Genomic DNA, 23,150 nt, shown 5'->3' with positions numbered 1-23,150 from the left:
AAGTGCCGCAGGGCTGCTTCCCAACTCGCCCTGAAACCAGGGAGCTACGGCACCGGGGTGGTCAGGCCCGAGCTGATTCCGTGGCGGCGTTTCACCACCGCAGCCCTTCGCGGCAGCCCCGATGACGACCTGCTTGTCAGTTCCTCGAATGGGCGGCCACAAAAGGCGAGTTGACGAATTCACTGTCGGTCCCCCGGCGTCCCCTAGGCCGCCAACAGGTACTCCCGTGCGCCCACGCCGTCGTACCCCCGTCGAGCCGGCTGTCGGCTGCCCTCCGCCCGCCCCTCCAGGGGAGGTGGACTTCCCCGCTGCGTCGCCCCACGCGGCGAAGCTGTTCAGACCGTCAAGAGCCGTCGGCGTGTCGCCGGAAGGGGTTCCGTTCGCGGTGCTCGTTGCGCGAGGAATGAGGTGCCTCGGAGGGCCTGTCGGAGCCCTCTAGCCCACTCGTTACGCGACACGCCGACGACGCGCGCCGTCCAATGGGTGAATCCGCTGCCTTCCGCCACCCGAAGAGCCCACGGCGTACCTCGAATGCGACGTTCTCCGGTGGTGCGCGGCCGCAATCCGGCTGACGGTGATCACGTCGCCACTGCGATCCGATGAGCCGACAAAGAGTCAGCCTTCGCAGTTGCGCCGAAAGGAACATGTCCCCATGCGCACTGCTCGCACCCTGTTCGCTTCAGCCGCCATCACGGCGGTGCTTGCAATCTCTGCTCCGGCTGCGAACGCCATGATCACGGAGGACATTGCGTCGGACAGCGCTTCCTCCAGCAACCACAACCAGGCCACGAACGGCGACCGCGACCGTGACCGTGACCACGGTCGGGACCGGGACCGTGACCGTGACCGCCGGCGGGACAACTGCCGCGACGGCCGGGATGGCCGTGACGGCCGTGACGGCCGTGGTGGCCGCGACGGCCGGGGCGACGGTCGTGATGGCCGCGGTGGCCGCGATGGCCGCGGCGATGGCCGTGACGGCCGCGACGGCCGGGACAACGGCCGCGACAACGGCCGGGACAACGGCCGGGACCGTGACAACGGGCGTGACTACGGACGCGACGGCCGGGACCACGGACGTGGCAACGGACGTGACCACTGCCGTGACAACCGCAGGCCGAGCGGTGGCATGCACACCGGTGGCGGTGCCATGGCCAAGGCCGTGCTCGGTGACTGGGACCAGGGCGGCGGCTACGGCGACGACCACGACAAGGGCGGCCGTGGCGGACGTGGCGACCGTGACCACGGCCGCGGTGGCTACGGCGACCGCGACCACGGCCGTGACCACGGCCGTGACCACGGCCGTGGTGGCTACGGCGACCGTGACAACGGTGGCTACGGCGACCGTGACAACGGTGGCTACGGCGACCACCGCAGGCCGCACGGCGGCATCCACACCGGCGGTGGCGGCCTGGCGACCGGCGGCGGGATGGCCGCGGGTTCCGTGCTGATGCTCGGCGGTCTCGGCGCCGGTGCGTACATGCTGCGTCGTCGCAATGCCTCGGGTACCGCGGCTGCCTGATCAGGCACCGCACGGAGACCGAAGCGCTGTCGCGGCCACCGTTCCACGTGGACGGTGGCCGCGGCGATTGCGTACCGATGCCCCCCTCACGCCCCACCGCCTCGTTCACGAAAGGCACCCTGACATGACCGCCCCGCAGTCGCCTCAGCCGAATTCGCATCCCTCCCGGACCGCCTCCGCGTCGCGCCCCATCGGCCGCGGTCTGCTGTGGTCTGCGGGAGCGTTTCTGCTGGGCTCACTCCTCGTCTACAACTCCGTGGACACCTCGGCGGACCCCAAGCCGCAGTCCCACTCCGCCGTGGCCGAGTCCGCCAACCCGCACGGCTCCGCCTCCCCGGCGGTCCCCGACCTGGCCCTGCCCCGTTCCGCACCGAAGCGGGTGTCGATTCCGCAGATCGCCGTCGATGCGCCTTTCACCCAGCTGGCTATCGGCCCGACCGGGCAGCTCGACGCGCCGCCCGCGGGCGACAAGAATCTCGTCGGCTGGTACAAGGACGGTGCCGCGCCCGGCGAGCGCGGATCGGCGATCATCGCCGGTCACGTGGACACCAAGACCGGACCGGCGGTGTTCCTGCAACTCGAATCGCTCAAGCCCGGCGCCACGATCAACATCACCCGTGAAGACGGCATCATCGCCAGCTTCAAGGTCGATTCCGTCGAGACCTTCAACAAGGCGCGCTTCCCCAACGAGCGGGTCTACTCCGACGCCCCCACCGCGCAGCTTCGCGTGATCACCTGTGGTGGCGCATACGACCGGAAGGTCAAGGACTACGTCGACAATGTGGTGGTGTTCGCCCACCTCGCGTCGTTCAGAAACGCCTGAGTGGGCTCGCTGCGCATCGCAGAGGCCCGCACCGGCATCTCAGGACAAGCCCAGGCCGCCGCTCCACCGACCGGCCTGGGCTTTGTCATGGGCCGGGCCGGGGCCGGGGCCATGGGCCGGAGGGGGTTCTCCACCGGCGGGGAATACGCGGGAGCGACCACCTACATCGCCGAATACGCACCGGACACCCGGCGCGGATTTCTCGGCAGCTGGCTCGACTTCGGCACCTTCGTCGGCTACGCGCTCGGCTCCGGCCTGGTCACCCTGCTCACTGCCGCGCTCGGGGACGACGGCCTGGTGGACTGGGGCTGGCGGCTGCCGTTCCTCGTCGCCGGCTCGTTGGGGCTGATCGGTCTGTACACGCGACTACGGCTGGAAGAGACCCCGGCCTTCCAGCGCGAGGCCGAACAGGCGCACCGCGACGCGGAGGATGCCCGTGCCGCGGGCGGCGCGGACCCGGTGGAGTACCGAAGCGGGGCGCCGGGCCCGGGACATCTGGATCCGGCCGCGGCACCCTTGGGCGCGGCATTGAGGCCGGCCGAAGGGCGCTCCACGGAACGCCCGCGCGCCCGCTCCGGCTCGCCCGGGCCGTGGTGTCCGCGCCCGCCCCGGCTCACCGATGCCGGTGCCCGTTCCGACTCGCCCGGGCCGCCATGCCCACTCCCGCCCCGGCTCACCCGGGCGGCGCAAGCGCCCTAGCCCCGTACCCTCGCGTCCCAGCGCCACGTGGTGCGCCGAGGCTGACCCGGCAGCTCGGCGCGCCCGGTGGCCCACAGGAGGGCGCGCCAGGGATCGTCGGCCGCCGGGACGTCCGGAAACAGCCGGGCGAGCACCCGGGCACACACATCGGCGGGCGGGTTCCAGGCGAGCCCGAGGCCCTCCGCCAGGTCATGTGTGTGCACCAGGGTTTCCACGGCGCCCATCGCGGCGAAGCCCTCCGGGTCCGACACCCCGAACACATGGTGCGCCCGCACCTTGGGGGCCGTCGTACGCACCATGGCCACCAGCAGCGCGCCACTCGCCTCCAGCACCTGAAGCAGCCCCGCGGGCCCCGCCGCGCGGTCGGCATGCACGGCGTTCGCGGGACCGCCGACTCGCCGGCTCTCCCAAACGAAGGGCACATTGCCCTCCAACGGTGGCCTCCGGGGGCCCAGCTGCACGGCGTAGGCGAAGAGATCGTCGCTGAGGTGTTCGGCGGTCTCCCAGCAGTCCCACTCCAGTGAACCGGCCTTGGCGTCCCAGGCCGTCGGCGGCGCCTGGCGCAGTACGGACACGGCGAGCTGCACGGCACGGTCCAGGTCGTTCGCGGTGACGGCGGACGGCGGGAGCGTGGCTTCGGTGGTGCGGGACGTTGACCGGGACATGGGGGGACCGTACCGCGTACGAGCGAGCGTGGGTCGAGCCGGGACCTGCGCGTGGCAGGCAACGGGATCTGACGGTCTATCGTGGGCCCATGTCCGCCCCAGAACTGATCCGTATCGTCTCCCGCGACTCGCCCATGGCGCTGGCCCAGGTGGAGCGCGTCCGCGCCGAACTCGGCGCGCTGCATCCCGGCATCGCCACGGAGGTCATCCCGGTCAAGACCACCGGCGACCGCTGGATGGGCGCCCTGTCCCAGGTCGAGGGGAAGGGGGCGTTCACCAAGGAGGTCGACGCCGCCCTCCTGGCGGGCGATGCGGACCTCGCGGTGCACTGCGTCAAGGACATCCCCGGCGACCGTCCGCTGCCGGCCGGCACGACCTTCGCCGCCTTCCTGGAGCGCGATGACGTCCGTGACGCGCTGATCCACCCGGGCGGGCTCACCCTCGACGAACTCCCCGCAGGCACCCGGATCGGCACCTCGTCGGTCCGCCGCATCGCCCAGCTCGCCGGATCCCATCCGCAGCTCCAGTGTGTGCCGATGCGCGGCAACGCCAACCGCCGGATGGAGAAGCTGGCAGCCGGTGAGGCGGACGCCCTGCTGCTGGCCGTCTCCGGCCTCGAGCGCATCGGCCGCACGGACGTGATCACCCAGATCCTGTCGGTGGACGAGATGTGCCCACCCGTCGGCGCGGGCGTGCTGGCCCTCCAGTGCCGCGAGGACGACACCGAGACCATCGACGCCGTGAGCGGCCTCGGGCACCCCCAGACGTTCCAGGAGACGGCCGCCGAACGCATGCTGCTGCACGTCCTCCAGGGCCACTGCAACAGCCCGATCGCCGGCTACGCCAAGACGGACCGTCGCGGTGAACTGTCCCTGCGGGCCTGCGTCTTCACCCCGGACGGCAAGACGGTCCTCAACGCACACGAATGGGCCGGCCCGCTCACCCCGGAGACCCTCGGCACGTCCGTGGCCGTCGCCCTGCTGCGCCAGGGTGCGCGCGAACTGATCGACAGCATCGCGCACTGAGGGCCGCGTCCCCGGAGGGCCGGTCACTACGGCCGGCGGCGGTCACCCTGCTCACCGGGCCGGGAACAATCTGCGGGCCCGCCGGCATCCGTCGCGCCACCGGTTCCCGCCCGATGCGGGTGAGCCAGCCGCACCCGCCGTCCCACCGGTTCCAACAGTGGTACCCCGACCTCCGTTTCCAGCTGCGACGGCTGCTGTGAGACGGCGGACGGGCTGTACGAGAGAGCGGCCGCGACGGCGGCGAGCGTGCCGCGGTGCTTGAGTTCGCGCAGCAGCCGGAGACGGTGGAGGTCGAACATCGGCGGGCCTGACTTTCCGAATCAGTCAGCTTTCCTGAGGAATATAGAGGGGAAACATTCGCTGGACCGAGCAATGGGAGAGACGGCAGGCTGCGCAAGTGTCTGAAATTCTTTCCTCCCTCACCGCACCCTCCTGGTTCGCGCACCCCGGCGCTCGTACCTGGACCTGCCCGCCCGCCCCTGCCGACGTGCAGGGCTTCCACGCTGCGCTGCCCGGTTACACCCCCACGCCGCTCACCGAACTTCCTTCCCTCGCAGTCGAATTGAACGTCGGCCGGGTCTTCGTGAAGGACGAGTCGTGCCGGCTGGGCCTGCCCGCGTTCAAGGCGCTGGGGGCGTCCTGGGCCGTCCACCGGACCCTCGCCGAACGGGCGGGCACTCAGGAAGCCGGCAGTCAGGAAGCCGACGGCCAGGTCACGCTCGTCACCGCCACCGACGGCAACCACGGCCGAGCCGTGGCCCGTATGGCCCGCATGCTCGGGCAGCGCGCCCATGTCTTCGTCCCGCATGGGGTCCACCCGGCCGCCGCGGCAGCCATCGCCGCCGAGGAGGCGCGGGTCACCGAAGTCGCCGGCAGCTACGACGAGGCGGTGCGGCGAGCGGCCGCCGCGGTCGACGCCACCCCGGGCGCGGTCCTCATTCAGGACACCGCCTGGCCCGGCTATGAGCGGATTCCCGGCTGGATCGTGGAGGGCTACGCGACCCTGTTCGCCGAAATCGACGCCCAACTGGCCGCGGTGGAGGCCGGATCGCCCGATCTCGTCGCCATACCGGTGGGCGTGGGCTCACTCGCCCAGGCCGCCGTCACCCATTACCGGAGCGGCGGGGACGGCGCGGCCCCGGCCCTGCTGTCGGTCGAGCCCGACAGCGCAGCCGGCGTCCTGACGAGCCTCACCCGGCAGGCACCGGTCACCGTCACGACCGGCGAGACCACCATGGCCGGTTTGAACTGCGGCACCCCCTCCACCCTCGCCTGGCCCTACCTCCGCGACGGCCTCGACGCCGCCATCGCCGTCACCGATGCCGACAGCGCATGCGCCGCCGACGACCTCGCCGCCCTCGGCGTCCCCTCCGGCCCGTGCGGCGCCGCCTCGCTCGCCGGTGTCCGCGCCGCTCTCACCGGCGACGGCGCCCCCACCCGCCGCGCCGCCCTGTCCCTCAGCCCCGCCTCAACCCTCGTCCTGCTCAGCACCGAGGGCACCGCCGCCAACCCGCACCATCGCGAGAACCCGTCATGACCGCTCCGCTCTGATCACCGTCGATCAGTTGGGGCGGACCGTGGCAGACCTCACTGAGACCGGTGCGTACGAGGACCAGCGCACCGGTCTGTGCGGCGTGAACAGCCTGCACGTGCCGGCGACCGTCCGTTGCCGGCCCACGAGTTGACGGGGGCAGCCCCAACCCCCACGGGAGGGCGCTGGCCCGGCCCTGCCGCCCGTCCCGGCGTTGCTCCGGAGCCTTGGCCCGAGGTGCGGTGCCCGGCAGCCGGCTCGGTCAGTCGTTGAGATCGACCCGGAACGTCAGCAGGTTCGTCCCGACCGCCCGGACCGCCGTGCTGTTCAGCCGGGGCAGGGCTTTGAGCCGCGCGCGGGCGTCGTCCTCCGGGAGCGGATGGGCGGTGCCGGCATGCCACCGCCCCTTGATACGGACCCGGACCTGCGGATGTGCCTGAATGTTCCGTACGTACTGAGACTTCTCGCCGTACTCGGAGACGAACCAGAAGGCATGCCCGATACGGCGGCCACCGATGGGCGTCCGCCGGGGCAATCCGGACTTCCGCCCGGTCGTCTCCAGAAGGGTCTGCTGCGGAAGCCGGGAGAGAATCGGATTGCCGATTCTCCTCTGGAATGACGTAACAGCCCGGAACTTGATCTCGCGATAGCGCGACATCGACGGCCTTCCCGTTGGCGGTGCTTCGTTGCTGCTGATGAGCCGCAAGGATCTCCAGGCAGCTGTCCACCCGACATCTGCCCTCATCTGCCCTGCCACTGGCGCCGGCTACACCGTTCTCCCCGAGGGTGACGGTCCTGATGCCGTCGGGCACCTGCTCGGGCACCACACCGTTGCCGACCACCACGATTTCCAGCTCGACGTCCTGCTGGGCCAGCAGCGAGTCCAGGGCGCGGGGGAAGTCCTCCGGCCGGTCATTCATGGTCAGCAGAATCGCGCCGAAGCGAGGCAGCGGCAGGGGCATCAGGAGTACCTCGTCGATCTGCGTCGGTCAGGCGGTGGCTCCCGCGGTGCAGAGCGGCCCGCCGTAGTTGTCGGCCGGGGGGCCCGTGGCCAGCCGTAGGACGCCACTCATGATGGAGACCTTTGGCCGTCGCTCGGAGTTCACCCACTGGTCGGCTCACCCTAGCGGGCGACCGGATCATCGTCGGCGGACACGGCCACGGCGTCGGACTCGAACACGCTCAACCGAGAGGCAGTGCGCTTGGCGTGGTGGCATCGGGGGGCTCAGGCTGCGGTCTCAGGGGCTGGGATGATCTTTTGCGTGCTCGCCGCGCACATGACACGATGTCCAGCGCCGCACGGGGGAGCGGCGCATGTGTGGGGACAACCTCCCTTTGCGCACCACGTCTACCACCGTGGTGCTCCCTTCTTTCCAGGGCGGCGAGAACCTACCAAGCCGCAGTACAAGGAATCACCAGGGAAAGGGACGAGACATGACGACCTCCACACACACCTCCAGCCCCACGCCGATTTACGAAGAGCTCGTCGAGGAGCACGGAGATATCCTCGCCGAAGCCCGCGAGGCCGCCGAGCGTTCGCAGTTGACGGCGTCCCAAGCGCTGGACTGGAGTGATCTGCGCCGTCGCTGATTGCGGTCTGCGCGCATATCAACGGCAGCAGAGACAGTGGACGGCAGCAAGCGAGGAATCAGTTGCCGGACGGATCAGTTACTGGATGGTTCAGTCGCTGCCGGGGAAAGCGTCCACCAGCCGCGGTGGTGCCGCTTGTTTCCAGGAATCCACGAGGATGTCCCGCAGCTCGGTCAGGTCCTCGAGCGCGGCCAGACGCACTCTCACCCAGTGGGAGCTCGCCTCGTGCGGCGGTACCCAGAACTTTTCCGGCTCCGCTGCGATCAGCTCCTTGCGCTCATGAATGGGGCATCGCACGGCGAATGACGTCTCATCGTCGGGGATCGTGATGAACATCTTCCCGGCGACCCGGAAGGTGGGCATCTCCCAGGCTTCTTTCTCCACTGTCTCGGGCAGGGAGAGGGCGATACGGCGGACGTCAGCGGAATCGATCACGTGAGTACTTTAGACGTGCGGCGAAGTGCACGAACAGGGATGTGCCGGGCTCCCCGCATACGCGAAGCTACGCCGAGCTCCGCGCCCGCCCTTGCTCAGCGGGCGGAGTGCGCTCACTTGTCCCGGATCAGATTCTCGACGTGATCGAAGCGCTCGTGCAGCGTGTGCAGCTCCGAACGCAGCGCCTCCGCGTCCTCGCGCGCATGGTTCCCCACCGCTTTGCCCAGGCGGACCATGTCCTGCTCCGCGTGGCCGACGAACCAGGTGGCGAGGGCCGCGGTGATGACGCCGAATGCCGTAATGGCGCTGAGCATCAACAGGGATGCGATGACGCGGCCCCACAGTGTGACGGGATAGAAGTCCCCGTAACCCACGGTGGTCGCCGTCTCGATCGACCACCACAACGCCTTCGGATAAGACGTGATATTGGCGTGTGGCGCACTGGATTCGGCGACCACGACGAGAGCGGCACCCGCAAGGAGTACCGCGGTCATGACCACGGTGACCCAGATCGCCGCTTGTGCGTGCAGCCGGCGCCAGGCCTCATTACGGAAGAGGCGATTCAGTACGGACACGAGAAACGACGGCACCAAGGGGCGTCACCTTCCACTGCGGCCGGGCGGATAACCGGCCTTCCGCCGCTGCTGACATTAACAGGACCAAGGCGATGCCCGGGATATGCCCGCGTCCGCGATCAGTGCGAGGAGACGTTCTGGCGTGGTGTGGCCGGGGGATCGCCATGGACGGCGTGCAGGTAGAGCGCCAGGGTGTCGAGCGTGAAGTACGAGCTGTACGAGACGTCCGGGAAATCACCGCCCGTGTGGTAGCCGCCGATGACGCCGATCAGGGCGTAACCGGTGAAATCCCGCACCAGGAATGGACCGCCGGAGGTGCCGCCGATATAGCCGGCACAGGCGATTTCCAGGAAATGGCCGGGAGCGGCCGGGTCGGTGCTGGTGTATCGGTGTGTGGAGGAGGTGCAGTCGAGCGGTTTGGGGTGGGTGGTGTCCTTGTTGCCGGGGTAGCCGATGAGCCGTACGGTCCGGTGGTCATAGCCCGGGTACGGCAGGAGGTCGAAGCCGCCGGTCACCTCCTCCACCTCGGCGCCGTCCTCCCGCGCGCCGAGCCGCACGACCGCGTAGTCCCAGCGGGCGCCCGCGTTCGTGCCGAGGTCGTAGTAGCGCTGGTCGAGGTAGATGCGCTCGATGGGGTAGATCCCGTGCGGCTTCAGCCCGTCGTGGTACTGCGGGACGAACGACAGATGCCGTTTCGGGTCGGGGGAGCGCAGACAGTGGGCGGCAGTGACCACCAGGTCGCGGTGCGGACTGCGGACGACCGTGCCGCCGCAGAACCGGCCGGTGTTGCTGCCGTCCGTCCAGAAGAACGTCCCCACCTGGGGGAGGCCGTCGAAGGGGTGGCTCGGCGGGGTCGGATCCGTCGCCGGGCGCGGCGCACCTGTGGCCTTTCTCGCGGCGGCGGGGCGCGCTGCCCGCATCCGCTGCGGAGTCCAGTACGTGTCGGCCGACTCGGCGGCGAGGCGTGACCCGTGCCCGTGGCCGTCCGGAGCGTGCGCGGCGTGCGCCGGCGGGGCCGGGGCGAGGGTGAACGTCAGCCCGAGCAGCAGCGGGGTGAGCAGCAGGGCGAGGCGGCCGCGTACAGCAATCGGTCTACTCATGATCCGGGTCCTCCCGAGGGCCGGCGTACGGAACGAGAGACGTGCGCGAGGCGAGCGTGCCATGGTCCTACGGCCGGGGAGCGGATGGCGAGAGTCCGGGCCGGAATGCCTGGCATACCGTCAAAAGGACGTGCGGTGACGGCTGGGCGCGGAACTCATGGTTCCGCGTAGCTGAACCGGGGCCGGGGCTGTGGCCAGGGCCAGAGCCGGGGCCCGTCCGATAGGGCCGCCGGGCTCGGCAGCCCGACGAGCCCCCGAGCGTGCGGGCCGCCGCCACGCCCCGCCACTCAGCATGTCGGCAGGTGCCGGGTGAAGAACGAGACCACGTGGTGGCGGACCAGGGGGACCGACACCGCCGGGTCGATCGCGCCGACCAGCTCGATCCGGTGGGCGGCGGACATCAGCCCGGCGGCCTGCAACTGGGGCGCTATGACGGCGTAGTCGTTGAACACGGCGTGCGCGGCGTGGTCGAGCTGCCGACGGGTGGTGCAGCCGTGCCGATGGGCGAGCATCGCCGACCAGGAACGTTCCAGCTCCCTCTTGTAGGGGAAGCCATCGGATCCCAGGAGGAGCAGCGGCCGGTCCGTGCCGTATTGGGCGATCGGGAAGAGCTTTCCTTCCTGGCCGGGGGAGGCCGGGGGATGGTCCAGGAAGCCTTCCAGGTTGATCGCGGCCTGGATGCGCCGGTCCTCGTACATCGCCTCGGCCGCGGTGGTGCCACCGGCCGAATGCCCGTAGATGCCCACCCGCCGCAGGTCGAGCGCACGACCGAGGTGCTCCGGCAGCGGGCGGCCCGCCGCGTCCGGATTCCGTCCGGCGGCCAGCGCCTCCAGCTGGTCCAGCACGAACCGGGTGTCGGCGATCCGGGTGTCGATCGCCGTACGGAACGTCTTCGGGTCCGTCCGCGGGTTCCCCCTGAAAACCGTTTCGCGGACCTTCTTCCTCCCCGCCCGCGCGTGGGGAAATTCGACCTCACTGCCGTCGCCGGGGTGGTCGATGGTCACCACCACGTAGCCGCGGCCGGCCAGTTCTTCGGCGATACCGGTGCCGAGGGTGCGCGGGTCGCCGCCTCCCGGGCTGTACAGCAGCACCGGCCGTCGCGCGTCCTGCGTCGGCGCGCCCGTATGCGCATGGGTCTTGGTGCCCGCCCAGTTCACGCCCTTCGCCGGCAGCCCCTCATGGAAGAGCGGGTCGATGAACGGCAGGCGCTCCGCGGCGCCCCTGGACATCTGCGGTGCCACCGGATAGCCGCGGACGGTGCGGGCCGGATAGAACACCGTCGCCATCACTTCCCGGACGGGAAGCGGCTCCCATGGGTCGCGCCTGGTGCGATCGACCAGATACAGCGTGGTGACCCCGATCCGGTGCGGCCCGGTCGGCGCCGGCAACCGCAGGGTGAGGTCCTTCGCGCCGCGGGCCTTCCCGGGGCCCGCCTGCGCGGTCCCGCCGCCCGCGAGCAGCATCGTGGCGGTCAGCGCGGCTGATGTGGTGAGGGTCCGACGGCTCACTCCTGCCTTCTCCTCGCCACCGGGCACGGCACCCTCATGGCCGTGCTCCAGTACAGACCTGCCGCCCGCTCGCTCCCCATCGTTGACGTTCTTGCGGAACATGGCTCTCCCCTTGTACCTCTGTGATCTCGGTCCTTGTGCCTTTCGGCAGCCCCTGAGTGAATGAAGGGGCGTGGCCTGGATGTTGGCAGCGAGCGGGGAGGACGGACCATCGTTCAGGCCCTGCCCTAAACGATGGCGATCCGCCGCCAGGGAGAGTAGTGATCCGGATCCATTTCACGGCGGTCGACTTCGCCCAGGTCCGGTTCGCACCCCGGCCGGCCCCGCTGCAAGAGCTGAACGTGGCGCTCATGAAGATGTGCACGCCGGGCGACGAGTTGCTGTTCGGCCGCTGGCGACGGCGGTTGCTCCGGTCCCTGCCGCCCGCCGTCCAGCCGTTCGGTGACCTCGTCCCTGCCGCGGTGGCCCCCGCCTTCCTCGACGTCTTCAGCGACACCCTGAAGGACGGACTGGACACCGTCCGAGCGTCACCCCCGGAGCTGGTCCGCGCCGAAATCGAGCGGGTCCACGCCCGGCAGCCGTCCCCGGCTCCGTTGTGGCTCCGCGATCTGCACCGGGGCGACGGCTCCGCCTGGCACCTCCTCCGCCGGGCGCAGCATGCGGCGTTCGATACGGCTCTGCGCCCCGTATGGCCGGTGGTGCAGGACCTCCACCAGGCGGAGTTCACCCGCCATGCGCTGGCGGTCGCCGAGCACGGCATCGGCGCGGCACTCACCGAACTCGTCCCGGGCTCCCGGCTGCACGAGAACGTCTGGCACTGCGCGGCGCCCCACGAGCACGACATCACGCTGCGCGGTCGCGGCCTCCTCCTGCTGCCCACCTTCCACTGGACCGGCCAGCCGCTCATCTCCGACCTGCCCGGCCGCCCCGTGGCCGTGACCTATCCGGCCGGCCCGGGGCTGCCGCTCTCGCCGGCCGGGGCGGTCGGCACGGACGAGGCGCTCGCCGGCGTGCTGGGACGCACCCGCTTCGACATCCTGCTGCTCCTCGCGGACGAGCACACCACCAGCGAACTCGCCCGGCAGCTGAACGTCAGCAACGCCACCGTTTCCGCCCACACCGCCGCCCTGCGCGGCGCGGGCCTGATCACCACGGCCCGCGCGGGTCGGGCGGTCCTGCACCGGCGCACCGCGCTGGGGAGTCTGCTGGTGCAGCGCCGCGCCCGATCGGGGAGCGCGAGCGGCGGAGAATACCGCGCGATATTCCATCGTCGCGGAGATCGCGGCGAGGCAGAGACTCGGTGTAGGGAGACGTGAGGAAGATGCGCCCGCGTGCGATCCGCCGTGCGTTTGATCATCGTTCGGGGGTGCGTTTCAGATAGGGTGGGGGCGGAGGTGTTCTCTGTGCCCAACGATCAGGACGAGCTGTTCGCATCGGTCGATGCACTGCTCGAGCAGGCTGCCACGCAGGACGCATTGCCCGAGCCGGCCGAGCGCAAGCGGCTTCGGGAGGCCGGTGGCCTGAGCCAGGATCAGGTCGCCAAGGCCCTTTCGGTACGGCGCGAGACCATCACCAGCTGGGAGTTGGGCCGGACCGAACCGCGGCCACCGAAGCGCGCCGCCTACATCCGGCTCCTGGAGGGCCTGGCCGAACGCTTCCCGACCCAGGGAAGCCAGGGCAGCAAGCCCTCCTCTGCCGTGCCGGAAGCGGGCGACGGCCCCGCCGTCACACCGCCACCGGCCCCGGCCGTGGCCCCGCCCACGGCGCCCAGCCCTGCTGCCGATTCTGCGCGCGCGCCCGTCCCCGCCCCCACGCGGACGGCGCGCACCGCACCCTCCTCTGCCTCCTCATCCACGTCCCGTCGCCCGCCCACAAAGAAGGCCGCGCCGAGCAAGCGGGCCACCACTTCGGCCACGCCCCCGCCCGCCGCCGATCCCCGGTTCGTCCACGGCCCGCTCGCCGTGCTGGATGGCGACGGCTCGGCGTACTGCGTCGACGGTCTGGTCCTCGACTGCCCTGCCACGACCTTTCCGGCCCTGGTCGAATGGACGCTGAGCGAGGCAAAGCTCGGTGCGCCGCGTCTCCACCGCCACGGCAAGGACGCCGATCCGCTCGTCGTCGTCACCGCCGAAGCTGCCGAACGCCTGGGCCTGCCACGCGAGTTGGAGGACCGCCGCGGTCTGCGGCTGCCCGAGGACCACCCGGTTGTCAGGCACCTCCTCCGTGCGAAGTGGCGGCTCACGCGCCGTGGTTTCGGGCCCTGGCCGCGCATCTACCGCCCGGCGCAAGGTGGGGAGCGGCAGTGTGTGCAGTTCGCGATCCTGCCCTGGGGCGCGCTGGATGCCCGCTCCTGGGGGGATTCGGATCAGCTGCCGCCGGCGGAACTCGCGCGGGTACTCGGCTCGTACGCGACCCGGGTCATCACCCCGCGCGGCTCGACCGCCGTCTGCGGTCTGGAGCTGATGACGGCTCTGCGCCCACCGACCCGCGCGGTCAGGGACGAGGCCACCGGCTCATGGGTGTCCGGCCCGAACCCCGGCGCCCTGACCGAGCCGGTCGACCCCGCGCCCCCCGAGGCGCCCGGCGAGCATCCGGTCGTCGCCTCCCTTTACCCCCGCCACCACGAACGCACCCCGGACCAGGTCCTGGACGAGGAGGCGTACGACTGGTTCCGGCCGCTCACCGACGAGGAGTGCGCCCAGGGCTACTCCCACGGGGTCGGCATCGACGTCAATATGGCCTTCGCCGCCGCTGCGAACCGCCTCAATGTCGGGACCGGCCCTGCCACCCACGTCAGCTCCCCGGCATTCGACGCCAAGCTGCCCGGCTCCTGGCTGGTGGACCTCTCCCGCCTCGACCTCGATCCACGGCTCCCATCGCCCTTCACCCCCAAGGGCACCCGCCCCACCGGCCCGGCCTGGTACGCGACCTCGACCGTTGCCTACGCGGTGGAACTCGGTGCGCCGGTGCGGCCGATCGAGGCTTACGTCCGGTACGAGCACGGCGCCTACCTGGACGCCTGGTACACCCGGCTGCGCGACGCGTACATGGCCACCATGGAGGACCTCGGCGTCACCGCCGGTATGCCGGATGACGAGTTCCTCGCCGCCATGGCCCGCCACAAGGACCTCGATCCAGGACAGGCCGCCGTGTTGTCGGCCATCAAGTCGTCCGTCAAGGGCGGCATCGGCAAGCTCCGTGAGCGGCCGCAGGGCGTCGGCTACAAATACGGCGAGCGGTGGCCTGCTCTGGAGCGGCCGACCTGGAGCCCGCACATCCGGGCGGAGCTCATCGGCAAGGCCCGCACCAACATGCACCGCAAAATGCGCAAGCTCGCGTCGGCCGGCGTCTTCCCGGTCGCCGTACTGTCGGATTGCGCCGTCTACCTCTCACACGGCGCCGGCCCGCTCGACTTCCTCCCCCGTACGGAAGAGGGCAAGCCGCTGCCGGGCGGGTTCCGGCTCGGCGTCTCCCCGGGCATGGTCAAGCACGAAGGCACCCAGGACTTCCTGTGGGTGGCCTCGATGATCGAGGACGAGCAGATCAACCCGGCCCGGCACATCAAAGGCAGCGACGCCGCCGCAGGCGGAGAGTAGGCAGACGCGATGGGCATCCTCGGCGACAGCCTCGACAAGGCCGCGGCGAATACCGCCACACGCCCGATTCCGAAATCCGCCGGTGCGCAGATGAGGTTCCTGGTGAAGCGCGAGAAGGGCTCCACCAAGGTGGTGGCGCAACGACTGGGCATCTCCCAACGCACGGTGGAGCGTTACCTGAAGGACCAGATCAAGCGGCCCCGCCCGGAACTGGCTGCGCGACTTGTCGCCGAGGTCACCAAGGACTGGCAGCCCAGGGTCCGCGACCGGGCCAAAAAGCAGGCGGCCAGCACAGGCGGCATCGTCATCGAAACCCGGGCCCGCTTCGGATTCACCGCCGCACCGGGCACCACCGACGACGGCCGTATCCGTCTCATCACCCAGCATCTGCCACCGGCGTACGCGGCCCGCCTCTTCGACGCCCAAGCCGCCGGAGCATCGGAACAACAGCTCCAGAACATCGCCGCGGAAGGCCTGCAGGAGATCTATTTCAAGGACCGCGGCCGACGGGCGGATGGGCTCCAGGTGGAGTTCACCGATATCGACTATGTCGAGATGGATTTCTAGCAGGGGTCATGGCACGTCACGACGTACTAGCGCCCCGGCAACCGGCGTATCGCTGCGCTGAGCGAATGTCATCCGTTCCCGCACGTCGCGCAGCGTTCGGGGCCGATAGCCGGGTCCGCCGCAGCAGCTCTTGTGGAAGCCAACGCCAGCGTTCAACAACACGGTGAGAGTTCGCCATGCTGCGACGTCTCGCTGCCGAGGCGCCGCGAAGGCCGATCCCGCGTGGATCATCGGTCCCGCACAGCGCGGACAGATACGTTGCCTCGCCCTGTCGTAGGACTGCTTGTACGAGACCCGGCAGGGGAGGCAGACGTACGAGGTTTTCCCATTGGACACCTGCTCAGCCTAAAGATCCTTCGGGGAGCTGACGAGCAGGATTTCGTGCGCCGAGAGCTCGGTGGCTTCCTGCCAGTCGGGGCAGGTCCCAGCATCTCGATTTCGGTCACGATGAGTGACCAATCGCATCCGTGTGGAGATGAGGGTCGGTGGCGGTCGTGTCCCGGCCGCCACGACGGGGACGTAGTGGCTCCGGGAGGTAATCTGAAGGCACTGCACCTGCTCCCCAATGCCGGGGAGGGCATATGACAGCCGGTGTGAGTCTTCGTCCGAGCAAGGCGGATGAACTCCGTTATACGCCCATCGCCGAGCACGGCATGATCGGCGATATGCGTACCGCTGCGCTCGTCGGTACCAATGGCACCATCGACTGGTATTGCTGTGCACGATTCGACGCACCCAGTGTGTTCGGGGCGCTCCTGGATGCCGATCGCGGTGGGGCCTTTCAGCTGGCCGCGGATGTGCCCGCGCGGACGAAGCAGTTCTATTTTCCCGACACCAACATCCTGATCACGCGGTTCTTCGCGGACAACGGGGTCGGTGAGGTGCAGGACTTCATGCCGATCGTCGATGACTCCCGCGAGGCGGACCGGCACCGGCTGATTCGGCGGGTGCTCTGTGTGCGCGGGTCGCTGCCGTTCATCGCCCGGGTGGCTCCGCGCTTCGATTACGGGCGGAGTGTGCACACCGTGAGTTCCCAGCAGGGCCAGATCGTGTTTGATTCGCCGGGGCTCTCGCTGGCGCTGTCGTCCAGTGTTCCGGTCGAGATCGATGGTCCGGACGCCTGCTGCGCCTTCACGCTGGAGGAGGGGAAGGCCGCGGTGTTCGCCCTGGACCGGATCGGTGACGGGGTGGAGCCACGGGCCTGTCCGCTGACGGAGGCGGAGGATTTGTTCGGCGCCACGGTGCGGTATTGGCGCGGCTGGCTGTCGCACTCCCGCTATCGAGGGCGCTGGCGGGAAATGGTGCACCGCTCCGCGCTCACCCTCAAGCTCCTCACCTACGCGCCGACCGGCGCCATCGTGGCCGCTCCCACGACCAGCCTGCCCGAACAGATCGGTGGCGAGCGGAATTGGGACTATCGCTATGCGTGGGTGAGAGACGCCGCGTTCTGCATCTACGCGCTGCTCAGACTGGGCTTCACCGACGAGGCCAAGGCCTTTGTGCACTTCCTGTCCCAGAACGTCTGCCTCACGGAATGCGCCGAGGGCCCATTGCAGATCATGTATGGCATCGATGGGCGCAGCGAACTTCCCGAGGAAGAACTCCTCCACCTGGAGGGTCACTTGGGCTCAAGCCCCGTCCGGATCGGCAATGATGCCGTCAATCAGCTCCAACTGGACATCTATGGAGCACTTATCGACTCCCTCTACCTCTACGACAAGTGGGGGGAGCCGCTGTCCAGCGAGCACTGGGACACCGTCGGTAAATTGGTGGACTGGGTCTGTGACAACTGGGACCAGCCGGACGAAGGCATTTGGGAGACCCGCGGCAAGACCCAGAACTTTCTGTACTCGCAGTTGATGTGCTGGGTGGCGGTGGAGCGTGCGATGCGGATCGCCGCCCACCGGGGGCTTCCCGCGGACATGGTTCGCTGGGGAAAGGCCAGGGACACCATCTATCGGCGGATCATGGACCGTGGCTGGTCCAGCAAGCGGCAGGCGTTCGTTCAGCACGAGGGCGATGACGTTCTCGACGCCTCCGTTCTGATGATGCCGCTGGCCAAGTTCATCTCGCCCACGGACCCGAAATGGCTTTCCACTCTTGATGCATTGGGCGAGGAGCTGGTGTCCGACTCCCTGCTCTACCGCTATGACCCCCGCAGCAGTCCGGACGGGCTGCGCGGCGAGGAAGGCACCTTCTCGATCTGCTCGTTCTGGTATGTCGAGGCGCTGTCCCGCGCCGGCCGGGTGGACGAGGCCCGGCTCGCCTTCGAGAAGATGCTGACCTACGGAAATCACCTCGGCCTGTACGCGGAAGAAATCGGCCGCACCGGCGAACAGACGGGCAACTTCCCCCAAGCCTTCACCCATTTGGCGCTCATCAGCGCCGCATTCAACCTCGACCGGGCGTTGGGCTGAGGCCGGAGCGGGCGGGACCGTTCAGGAGCGGGCTGACTTTGGTTTCTCCCCGCGGGCTTCTCCCCGGCGCGCCCGTACGGCGTCCCCGCATGGCGCGGTGCTGCGGGCGGCCCTACCGTCGGCGGAGAACCCGTCCCGATGGCAGGAAAAGGCTGCGGCGCACTGCCTTTCGCACGTCGGTGCGCCCCCCGTGCTGACCCTCGGCGGACTGGCTCTCTTGAGGCCGCGCCCTTCCGCTCGGACGATCAGTGGCATCTCCCGAACACGGAGACTTCAACAGGTGAACCTCCGGCCCGGGGGCGGGGCAAGGCTCATCGCGGACTCAACTGCATTGCAGCAACGATGAGTTGAAGTTCAGTCAGTTCAAGGTTCGAACTTCCGACAGAACCCTTGACGGACCGTCCACACCTGGTGAACATGCATCGGGCAAGAGAGCGCTCCCATGAACTTCCCTCGTTCACTTCCTGAATCAGGAGAGCCGCTATGCCCACACCCCCCACCGGCGACTCGGCGCCCCGTATACCGAGGCCCTCCCGCCGTAGCGTCCTGGCCGCGATGGCGGCTGCCGTGCCCGCCGCCAGTCTGTCAGCCCTTCCCGCCCGGGCGTCCGCGGCGCCCGCTGCCGCTGCGCCCGCTGCCGCTGCGCTGCCGGGCGGCGGCGACCTGGGCCCGAATGTGCTGGTCTTCGATCCCGCCACGCCGGATATCCAGGGCACGCTCGACGAGATCTTCCAGCGGCAGGAGTCGGCGCAGTTCGGCGAGGGGCGGTTCGCTCTCCTCTTCAAGCCGGGCACGTACCGCGGGCTGAACGCGCAGATCGGCTTCTACACCTCGATCGCGGGGCTCGGGCTGTCGCCCGGTGACACGACGTTCCACGGCGATGTCACCGTGGACGCCGGCTGGTTCAACGGCAACGCGACACAGAACTTCTGGCGCTCGGCGGAGAACCTGACGCTCCATCCGGTCAGCGGCACCAACCGCTGGGCCGTGGCGCAGGCGGCTCCGTTCCGGCGGATGCACATCAAGGGCGGACTGAATCTGGCGCCGGACGGCTACGGCTGGGCCAGCGGCGGCTATATCGCCGACTGCCGCATCGACGGCACCGTGGGCCCCTACTCGCAGCAGCAGTGGTACACCCGTGACAGCTCGGTGGGCGGCTGGAACAACGCCGTGTGGAACATGGTGTTCTCCGGCGTCGAGGGAGCCCCGGCACAGAGCTTTCCCGACCCGCCGTACACCACTCTCGACACCACGCCGGTCTCCCGCGAGAAGCCCTTCCTCTACCTCGACGGGGCCGACTACAAGGTCTTTCTCCCGGAGAAGCGCGTCAACGCCCGCGGCACCACCTGGGGGAGTGGCACACCAAGGGGCGAGTCCCTTCCGCTCGACCGGTTCTTTGTGGCCAGGCCCGGAGTCGACGCGGCAACTCTCAACGCGGCGCTGGCCCAGGGCCTCAACCTGCTGCTCACGCCCGGGATTTACCATCTCGACCGGCCGGTCGAGGTGCGGCGCGCGAATACCGTGGTGCTGGGGCTGGGATACCCGACTCTCGTTCCGGACAACGGTGCGACGGCCATGAAGGTCGCTGACGTCGACGGTGTGCGGCTTGCCGGGTTCCTGGTCGATGCCGGTCCGGTCAACTCCGTGACGCTGCTGGAGGTCGGCCCCGAGGGCGCGTCCGCCGATCACGCCGCCAATCCGACCACGGTGCAGGACGTGTTCATACGGATCGGTGGGGCGGGCCCGGGCAAGGCCACCACCAGCATGGTGATCAACAGCAACCACACCCTCATCGACCACACCTGGGTCTGGCGGGCCGACCACGGGGACGGAGTGGGCTGGGAGACGAACCGGGCCGACTACGGGGTCCGCGTCAACGGGGACGACGTCCTAATAACCGGGCTCTTCGTCGAGCACTTCAACAAGTACGACGTGGAGTGGCGCGGCGAACGGGGACGGACGGTCTTCTTCCAGAACGAGAAGGCCTACGACGCGCCCAATCAGGCCGCGATACAGAACGGCGACATCAAGGGGTACGCCGCGTACAAGATCGCTGATGGTGTGACCACCCACGAAGGGTGGGGCCTGGGCAGCTACTGCTACTACAACGTGGACCCCACCATCCGTCAGGACCACGGCTTCCAGGCTCCCGGCAAACCAGGCGTGCAGCTCCACCACCTGCTGGTGGTCTCCCTGGGCGGCAAGGGGCAGTACGAGCACGTGATCAACAGCATCGGCGCTCCCACCTCGGGTACGTCGACGGTGCCGTCCACGGTGGTTTCCTATCCGTGACCCGCCTGCGCGGCCCCCTGCGATCCCGGTATGGCCGCCGTGTGGGCCCCCGTACGGTAGCGGCAACGGTGGCGGTGCCGTGCCAGGGGGCCCTGACGGGCGGGCCGGCGCTCCGGCCTACCGTAGGGCGCGTCTGTTGAAGCCTGGAGAGTCATGACCATCGAAGAATCCGCCTTCCGAGGGCGGATGCCTGCCCGGCCCGGCGACCTGGCGGTCGAGCGGCACGGAATCGGGCCGGTGCCCGAAAGTAACCGTTACGGGAAGGCTGCCCGGCTTTTCACCGTGTGGTTCGCCCCCAACCTCACCATGACCGGAGTGTTCTCCGGCACGGTGGGCGTCTCGCTGGGGCTGGACTTCTGGACGGCCCTCACCGCCATGGTGCTCGGCACGGTTGTCGGTGCGGTCCCGGCCGCATATCTGGGCACCTGGGGCAGCCGGACCGGAACCGGTCAGCTACCGCTCGCCCGGCTCGCCTTCGGGCGCGGGGTGGCCCTGCCCGGCATCATGCAGTGGCTTTCCTCTGTGGCCTGGGATGCGCTCATCGGCCTCTTCGGCGGTGAGGCGCTGGCCCAGCTGCTCGGCTGGCCGTTCTGGCTGGGGGCGCTGGTGGTCCTGCTGCTCCAAGGGGTCGTCGGTGTCTTCGGCTACGAGGCCCTCCACCAGCTCCAGACGGTGATGACGTTCGTGCTGGGCGGCGCGTTCGTGGTCCTCAGCGTGCAGCTGCTGTCCGGGGTGCCGCTCCCCGATTCCGGTTCCGCACACGGCGCCGACCGCTTCGGCGCCTTCGTCCTGACCAGCACCGTCGCGCTCAGTCTGGCCATCTCGTGGGCGCCCTACGCCTCGGACTTCAGCCGCTACCTGCCCCGGGCGACCTCCCGGCGCCGGATGTTCTGGTACTCCCTGCTCGGCATGGTGCTCTCCTTCGCCTGGGTCCAGGCGCTGGGGCTGTGGGGAGCCGGGCTGTTCACCGACCAGACCGCCGCCGGGGTACACGGGCTGCTGGGCGGCGGGGTCCTCGGCGTCTTCGGGCTGCTGGCCATCGCGGCCGCGGCGGTGTGCAGCAACGCCATGAACGACTACAGCGGCTCGCTGGCCCTTCAGGCGGCCGGTATACGGGTTCCCAGGCCGCTCGCCGCGGCGGCGGCCGCTGTGCTCGGCTTCCTGCTCGTCCTCTGGCTGCACGCCGCCGACACCACGCTCCGGTTCCAGAACCTGCTGCTGTTCGTCGGCTACTGGATCCCCGGGTTCGTGGGCATCGTGCTGGTCGACGCGCGGCTGCGGGCCAAGGCGCGGCGCGGTGCGCCGATCGACGTCGAGACCGAGTTCGGCCGCCCCCAGCCCTGGTGGCCCGCGTGTGTCGCTTTCGTCGTCGCCTTCGCCGCGGCCGTGCCCTTCATGGACACCACCCTGTTCGTCGGCCCGGTCGCGGCCGCACTGCATGGCGCCGATTTTGCGTACTACGTCGCGTTCCTGGCCTCTGTGGCGGTCTATGCGCCTTTGCGGCTTTTGGTGCGCGCCGGTAGGGCCGAGAGGGAGGAGCCGGTCGCGGCTGCGCCGGGAACGAGTGGGTGAGCCGGGCGCTCACCAGGGCAGGTGCCCGGGGGCCGCGCTCGTTGCACGGGCGGCGGGTCCGGTGCCGCTGGCCGTCATGAGTCCTGCCGCGCCGCGGGCCGTGCGGCGCAAGGAACGCAGTGCCTTTTACCCGCCGGATCGGGCAGCAAACCGGGGGCGATTTCCGATTGCCGGCAGCGGATACGGGCACGCGATTGTCTTGAGGTTGACAACTGTGGTGCCCCTTCTTCTGATGCTGCCGCACTGATCATTTCCGGTGCCGGAATCGTAGGGAAGACCTGATGGCCGTGACGGTCACCGAGCTCACCGTGCGACTTCCGGTCCGGTGAGGTGTTCCGCGGCGCTCCGCTTGCCCGGGTCGGTTCGGGCAGGACGGGGTTCGATCATTCTGAGGTTGCGAAGAGTAAACATTTTCGTCCGAACTCGGAAATGTGTGGTTGACACCTCGGGAAGGGGGCACGCTTTCCGGCCTGAAGGCAAGTCGATGCGATACGAGGTGAGCTTTATCATGAGCACCGCCGAGGCTCCGCGCACGGTCACGGCGTCGCCGGTGCTGGAGCTTGAACTGGACTGCTATTCCGAAGTTGTCGGTCCCGCCCGGCATATCGCGGCCACGTTCCTGGAGCGCCTGGAACCCTCCCTGGAGAAGGACACCAGGGACGCGGTGATCCTGGTCGTCTCCGAACTGGTCACCAACGCCGTACGTCATGCGGGCGGCAAGCTCTGCACCTTGCGACTGACGGCCGACCCGGAGTCGGTCGTGATCACCGTGGGCGACTCCAGCCCCGTTCTGCCGCGCCCCCGTACGCCGGATGTCACCGGAGAGGGCGGCGGCTTCGGGTGGTCGATGGTGTGCCGCCTCGCGGCATCCGTAGAGGTCCACAGCGAGGCGGCCGGTAAAACCGTGACGGCGGTCATCTCCCGTCAGGGTGCCCCGGACAGTGCCCGCTGAGGCCGTGACTCAAGAGCCACGGCGTGAAAGCGAACCGTCCGCCGCAATTCTCGTGAGCCCTGTCGGTGAGGGTGCCATGCTCGGCGCGATCGGAATGTGGTGGGGACGGTGTCGAGCCGTCGTTCGTATTCCTTGACGTGTAATTGACAGCTAAATGCGCTGGGTCGCAGTCAGCAGAATCCATCACACCGTCAACAGCCCCGCAGAATCGCCGAGTTACTCGGCAATCCGGCGAGACGGAAGCGTGCGATCACGCCCGGTGATGTGGACTCACTGCCCTTGCC

19 protein-coding genes and 2 pseudogenes are annotated in these 23,150 nt (G+C 69.4%); 13 read left to right on the top strand and 8 right to left on the bottom strand.

The window, feature by feature from the left end; all coding sequences use genetic code 11:
- The first annotated feature begins 652 nt into the window (after positions 1 to 652).
- The 3 genes and pseudogenes from CP981_RS01015 to CP981_RS01005 all read left to right on the top strand — a co-directional run.
- Positions 653 to 1,519, top strand: a complete 867-nt coding sequence (locus CP981_RS01015; RefSeq protein WP_143658998.1) for a hypothetical protein — start codon at positions 653 to 655, stop codon at positions 1,517 to 1,519.
- Between the two features lie 124 nt (positions 1,520 to 1,643).
- Positions 1,644 to 2,342: a class F sortase gene (locus CP981_RS01010; RefSeq protein WP_085926857.1), complete on the top strand. Its 699-nt coding sequence runs from the start codon at positions 1,644 to 1,646 to the stop codon at positions 2,340 to 2,342.
- A 120-nt stretch (positions 2,343 to 2,462) separates the two neighbouring features.
- Positions 2,463 to 2,807: pseudogene (locus tag CP981_RS01005) on the top strand (MFS transporter); the annotation flags it as partial.
- A 230-nt stretch (positions 2,808 to 3,037) separates the two neighbouring features.
- Here CP981_RS01005 and CP981_RS01000 read toward each other — a convergent pair.
- Positions 3,038 to 3,706: a hypothetical protein gene (locus CP981_RS01000; RefSeq protein ID WP_085926858.1), complete on the bottom strand. Its 669-nt coding sequence runs from the start codon at positions 3,704 to 3,706 to the stop codon at positions 3,038 to 3,040.
- 89 nt (positions 3,707 to 3,795) lie between these two features.
- On the opposite strand from CP981_RS01000, the gene hemC reads away from it, so the two are divergent.
- Entirely contained in the window at positions 3,796 to 4,731 is a 936-nt protein-coding gene (gene hemC, locus CP981_RS00995; protein ID WP_085926859.1) for a hydroxymethylbilane synthase, read from the top strand.
- Between the two features lie 125 nt (positions 4,732 to 4,856).
- Here the strand turns inward: hemC and CP981_RS00990 are convergent.
- A pseudogene (locus CP981_RS00990) lies at positions 4,857 to 5,030 on the bottom strand (helix-turn-helix domain-containing protein); the annotation flags it as partial.
- 98 nt (positions 5,031 to 5,128) lie between these two features.
- Between CP981_RS00990 and CP981_RS00985 the strand changes: the two are divergent.
- Positions 5,129 to 6,268: a diaminopropionate ammonia-lyase gene (locus CP981_RS00985; protein WP_167536037.1), complete on the top strand. Its 1,140-nt coding sequence runs from the start codon at positions 5,129 to 5,131 to the stop codon at positions 6,266 to 6,268.
- 256 nt (positions 6,269 to 6,524) lie between these two features.
- Here the strand turns inward: CP981_RS00985 and CP981_RS00980 are convergent, their stop codons facing one another.
- Positions 6,525 to 6,920, bottom strand: coding sequence for a nitroreductase/quinone reductase family protein (locus CP981_RS00980; RefSeq protein WP_085926861.1), 396 nt, complete (start codon positions 6,918 to 6,920; stop codon positions 6,525 to 6,527).
- Positions 6,921 to 7,696: 776 nt separating this feature from the next.
- Between CP981_RS00980 and CP981_RS37525 the strand changes: the two genes are divergently transcribed.
- Positions 7,697 to 7,852 (top strand): hypothetical protein, encoded by a 156-nt coding sequence (locus CP981_RS37525; protein WP_167536036.1) that lies wholly within the window; start codon positions 7,697 to 7,699, stop codon positions 7,850 to 7,852.
- A gap of 90 nt (positions 7,853 to 7,942) precedes the next feature.
- On the opposite strand, the gene CP981_RS00970 is transcribed toward CP981_RS37525, so the two are convergent.
- The 4 genes from CP981_RS00970 to CP981_RS00955 form a co-directional block, all read right to left on the bottom strand.
- Positions 7,943 to 8,287 (bottom strand): MmcQ/YjbR family DNA-binding protein, encoded by a 345-nt coding sequence (locus tag CP981_RS00970; protein WP_085926862.1) that lies wholly within the window; start codon positions 8,285 to 8,287, stop codon positions 7,943 to 7,945.
- A 113-nt stretch (positions 8,288 to 8,400) separates the two neighbouring features.
- Positions 8,401 to 8,880: a potassium channel family protein gene (locus CP981_RS00965; protein WP_425282103.1), complete on the bottom strand. Its 480-nt coding sequence runs from the start codon at positions 8,878 to 8,880 to the stop codon at positions 8,401 to 8,403.
- Positions 8,881 to 8,981: 101 nt separating this feature from the next.
- Complete coding sequence (locus CP981_RS00960) at positions 8,982 to 9,962, bottom strand: trypsin-like serine peptidase (protein ID WP_085926864.1); 981 nt, start codon at positions 9,960 to 9,962, stop codon at positions 8,982 to 8,984.
- Between the two features lie 287 nt (positions 9,963 to 10,249).
- Positions 10,250 to 11,572, bottom strand: a complete 1,323-nt coding sequence (locus tag CP981_RS00955; protein WP_244329470.1) for an alpha/beta hydrolase — start codon at positions 11,570 to 11,572, stop codon at positions 10,250 to 10,252.
- 158 nt (positions 11,573 to 11,730) lie between these two features.
- Between CP981_RS00955 and CP981_RS00950 the strand changes: the two genes are divergently transcribed.
- The 3 genes from CP981_RS00950 to tpg all read left to right on the top strand — a co-directional run bounded on the left by CP981_RS00950 (position 11,731) and on the right by tpg (position 15,633).
- A complete protein-coding gene (locus CP981_RS00950; RefSeq protein WP_085926865.1) occupies positions 11,731 to 12,786 on the top strand; it encodes an ArsR/SmtB family transcription factor in 1,056 nt (351 codons plus the stop codon).
- Positions 12,787 to 12,873: 87 nt separating this feature from the next.
- Positions 12,874 to 15,066, top strand: coding sequence for a telomere-associated protein Tap (gene tap, locus CP981_RS00945; protein WP_085926866.1), 2,193 nt, complete (start codon positions 12,874 to 12,876; stop codon positions 15,064 to 15,066).
- Between the two features lie 9 nt (positions 15,067 to 15,075).
- Positions 15,076 to 15,633, top strand: coding sequence for a telomere-protecting terminal protein Tpg (gene tpg, locus CP981_RS00940; RefSeq protein ID WP_085926867.1), 558 nt, complete (start codon positions 15,076 to 15,078; stop codon positions 15,631 to 15,633).
- Between the two features lie 6 nt (positions 15,634 to 15,639).
- Here the strand turns inward: tpg and CP981_RS38325 are convergent, their stop codons facing one another.
- Positions 15,640 to 15,969: a deoxyxylulose-5-phosphate synthase gene (locus tag CP981_RS38325; protein WP_085926868.1), complete on the bottom strand. Its 330-nt coding sequence runs from the start codon at positions 15,967 to 15,969 to the stop codon at positions 15,640 to 15,642.
- Positions 15,970 to 16,214: 245 nt separating this feature from the next.
- Here CP981_RS38325 and CP981_RS00930 point away from each other — a divergent pair, with 245 nt between their 5' ends.
- The 4 genes from CP981_RS00930 (at position 16,215) to CP981_RS00915 (ending at position 22,866) form a co-directional block, all read left to right on the top strand.
- Positions 16,215 to 18,050, top strand: a complete 1,836-nt coding sequence (locus tag CP981_RS00930; RefSeq protein WP_085926869.1) for a glycoside hydrolase family 15 protein — start codon at positions 16,215 to 16,217, stop codon at positions 18,048 to 18,050.
- 483 nt (positions 18,051 to 18,533) lie between these two features.
- A complete protein-coding gene (locus tag CP981_RS00925) occupies positions 18,534 to 20,342 on the top strand; it encodes a coagulation factor 5/8 type domain-containing protein (RefSeq protein WP_085926870.1) in 1,809 nt (602 codons plus the stop codon).
- A gap of 153 nt (positions 20,343 to 20,495) precedes the next feature.
- On the top strand, positions 20,496 to 21,914 hold the full coding sequence (locus CP981_RS00920) for a purine-cytosine permease family protein (RefSeq protein WP_085926871.1): 1,419 nt from the start codon (positions 20,496 to 20,498) through the stop codon (positions 21,912 to 21,914).
- A 508-nt stretch (positions 21,915 to 22,422) separates the two neighbouring features.
- Entirely contained in the window at positions 22,423 to 22,866 is a 444-nt protein-coding gene (locus tag CP981_RS00915; RefSeq protein ID WP_085926872.1) for an ATP-binding protein, read from the top strand.
- The last annotated feature ends 284 nt before the right edge of the window (positions 22,867 to 23,150 follow it).

It is taken from the genome of Streptomyces platensis (genome assembly GCF_008704855.1).
GTDB classification, from domain to species: Bacteria; Actinomycetota; Actinomycetes; order Streptomycetales; family Streptomycetaceae; genus Streptomyces; species Streptomyces platensis.
Note: the sequence above shows the minus strand (reverse complement) of the source record. Positions and strands in the feature narration are given on the sequence as shown.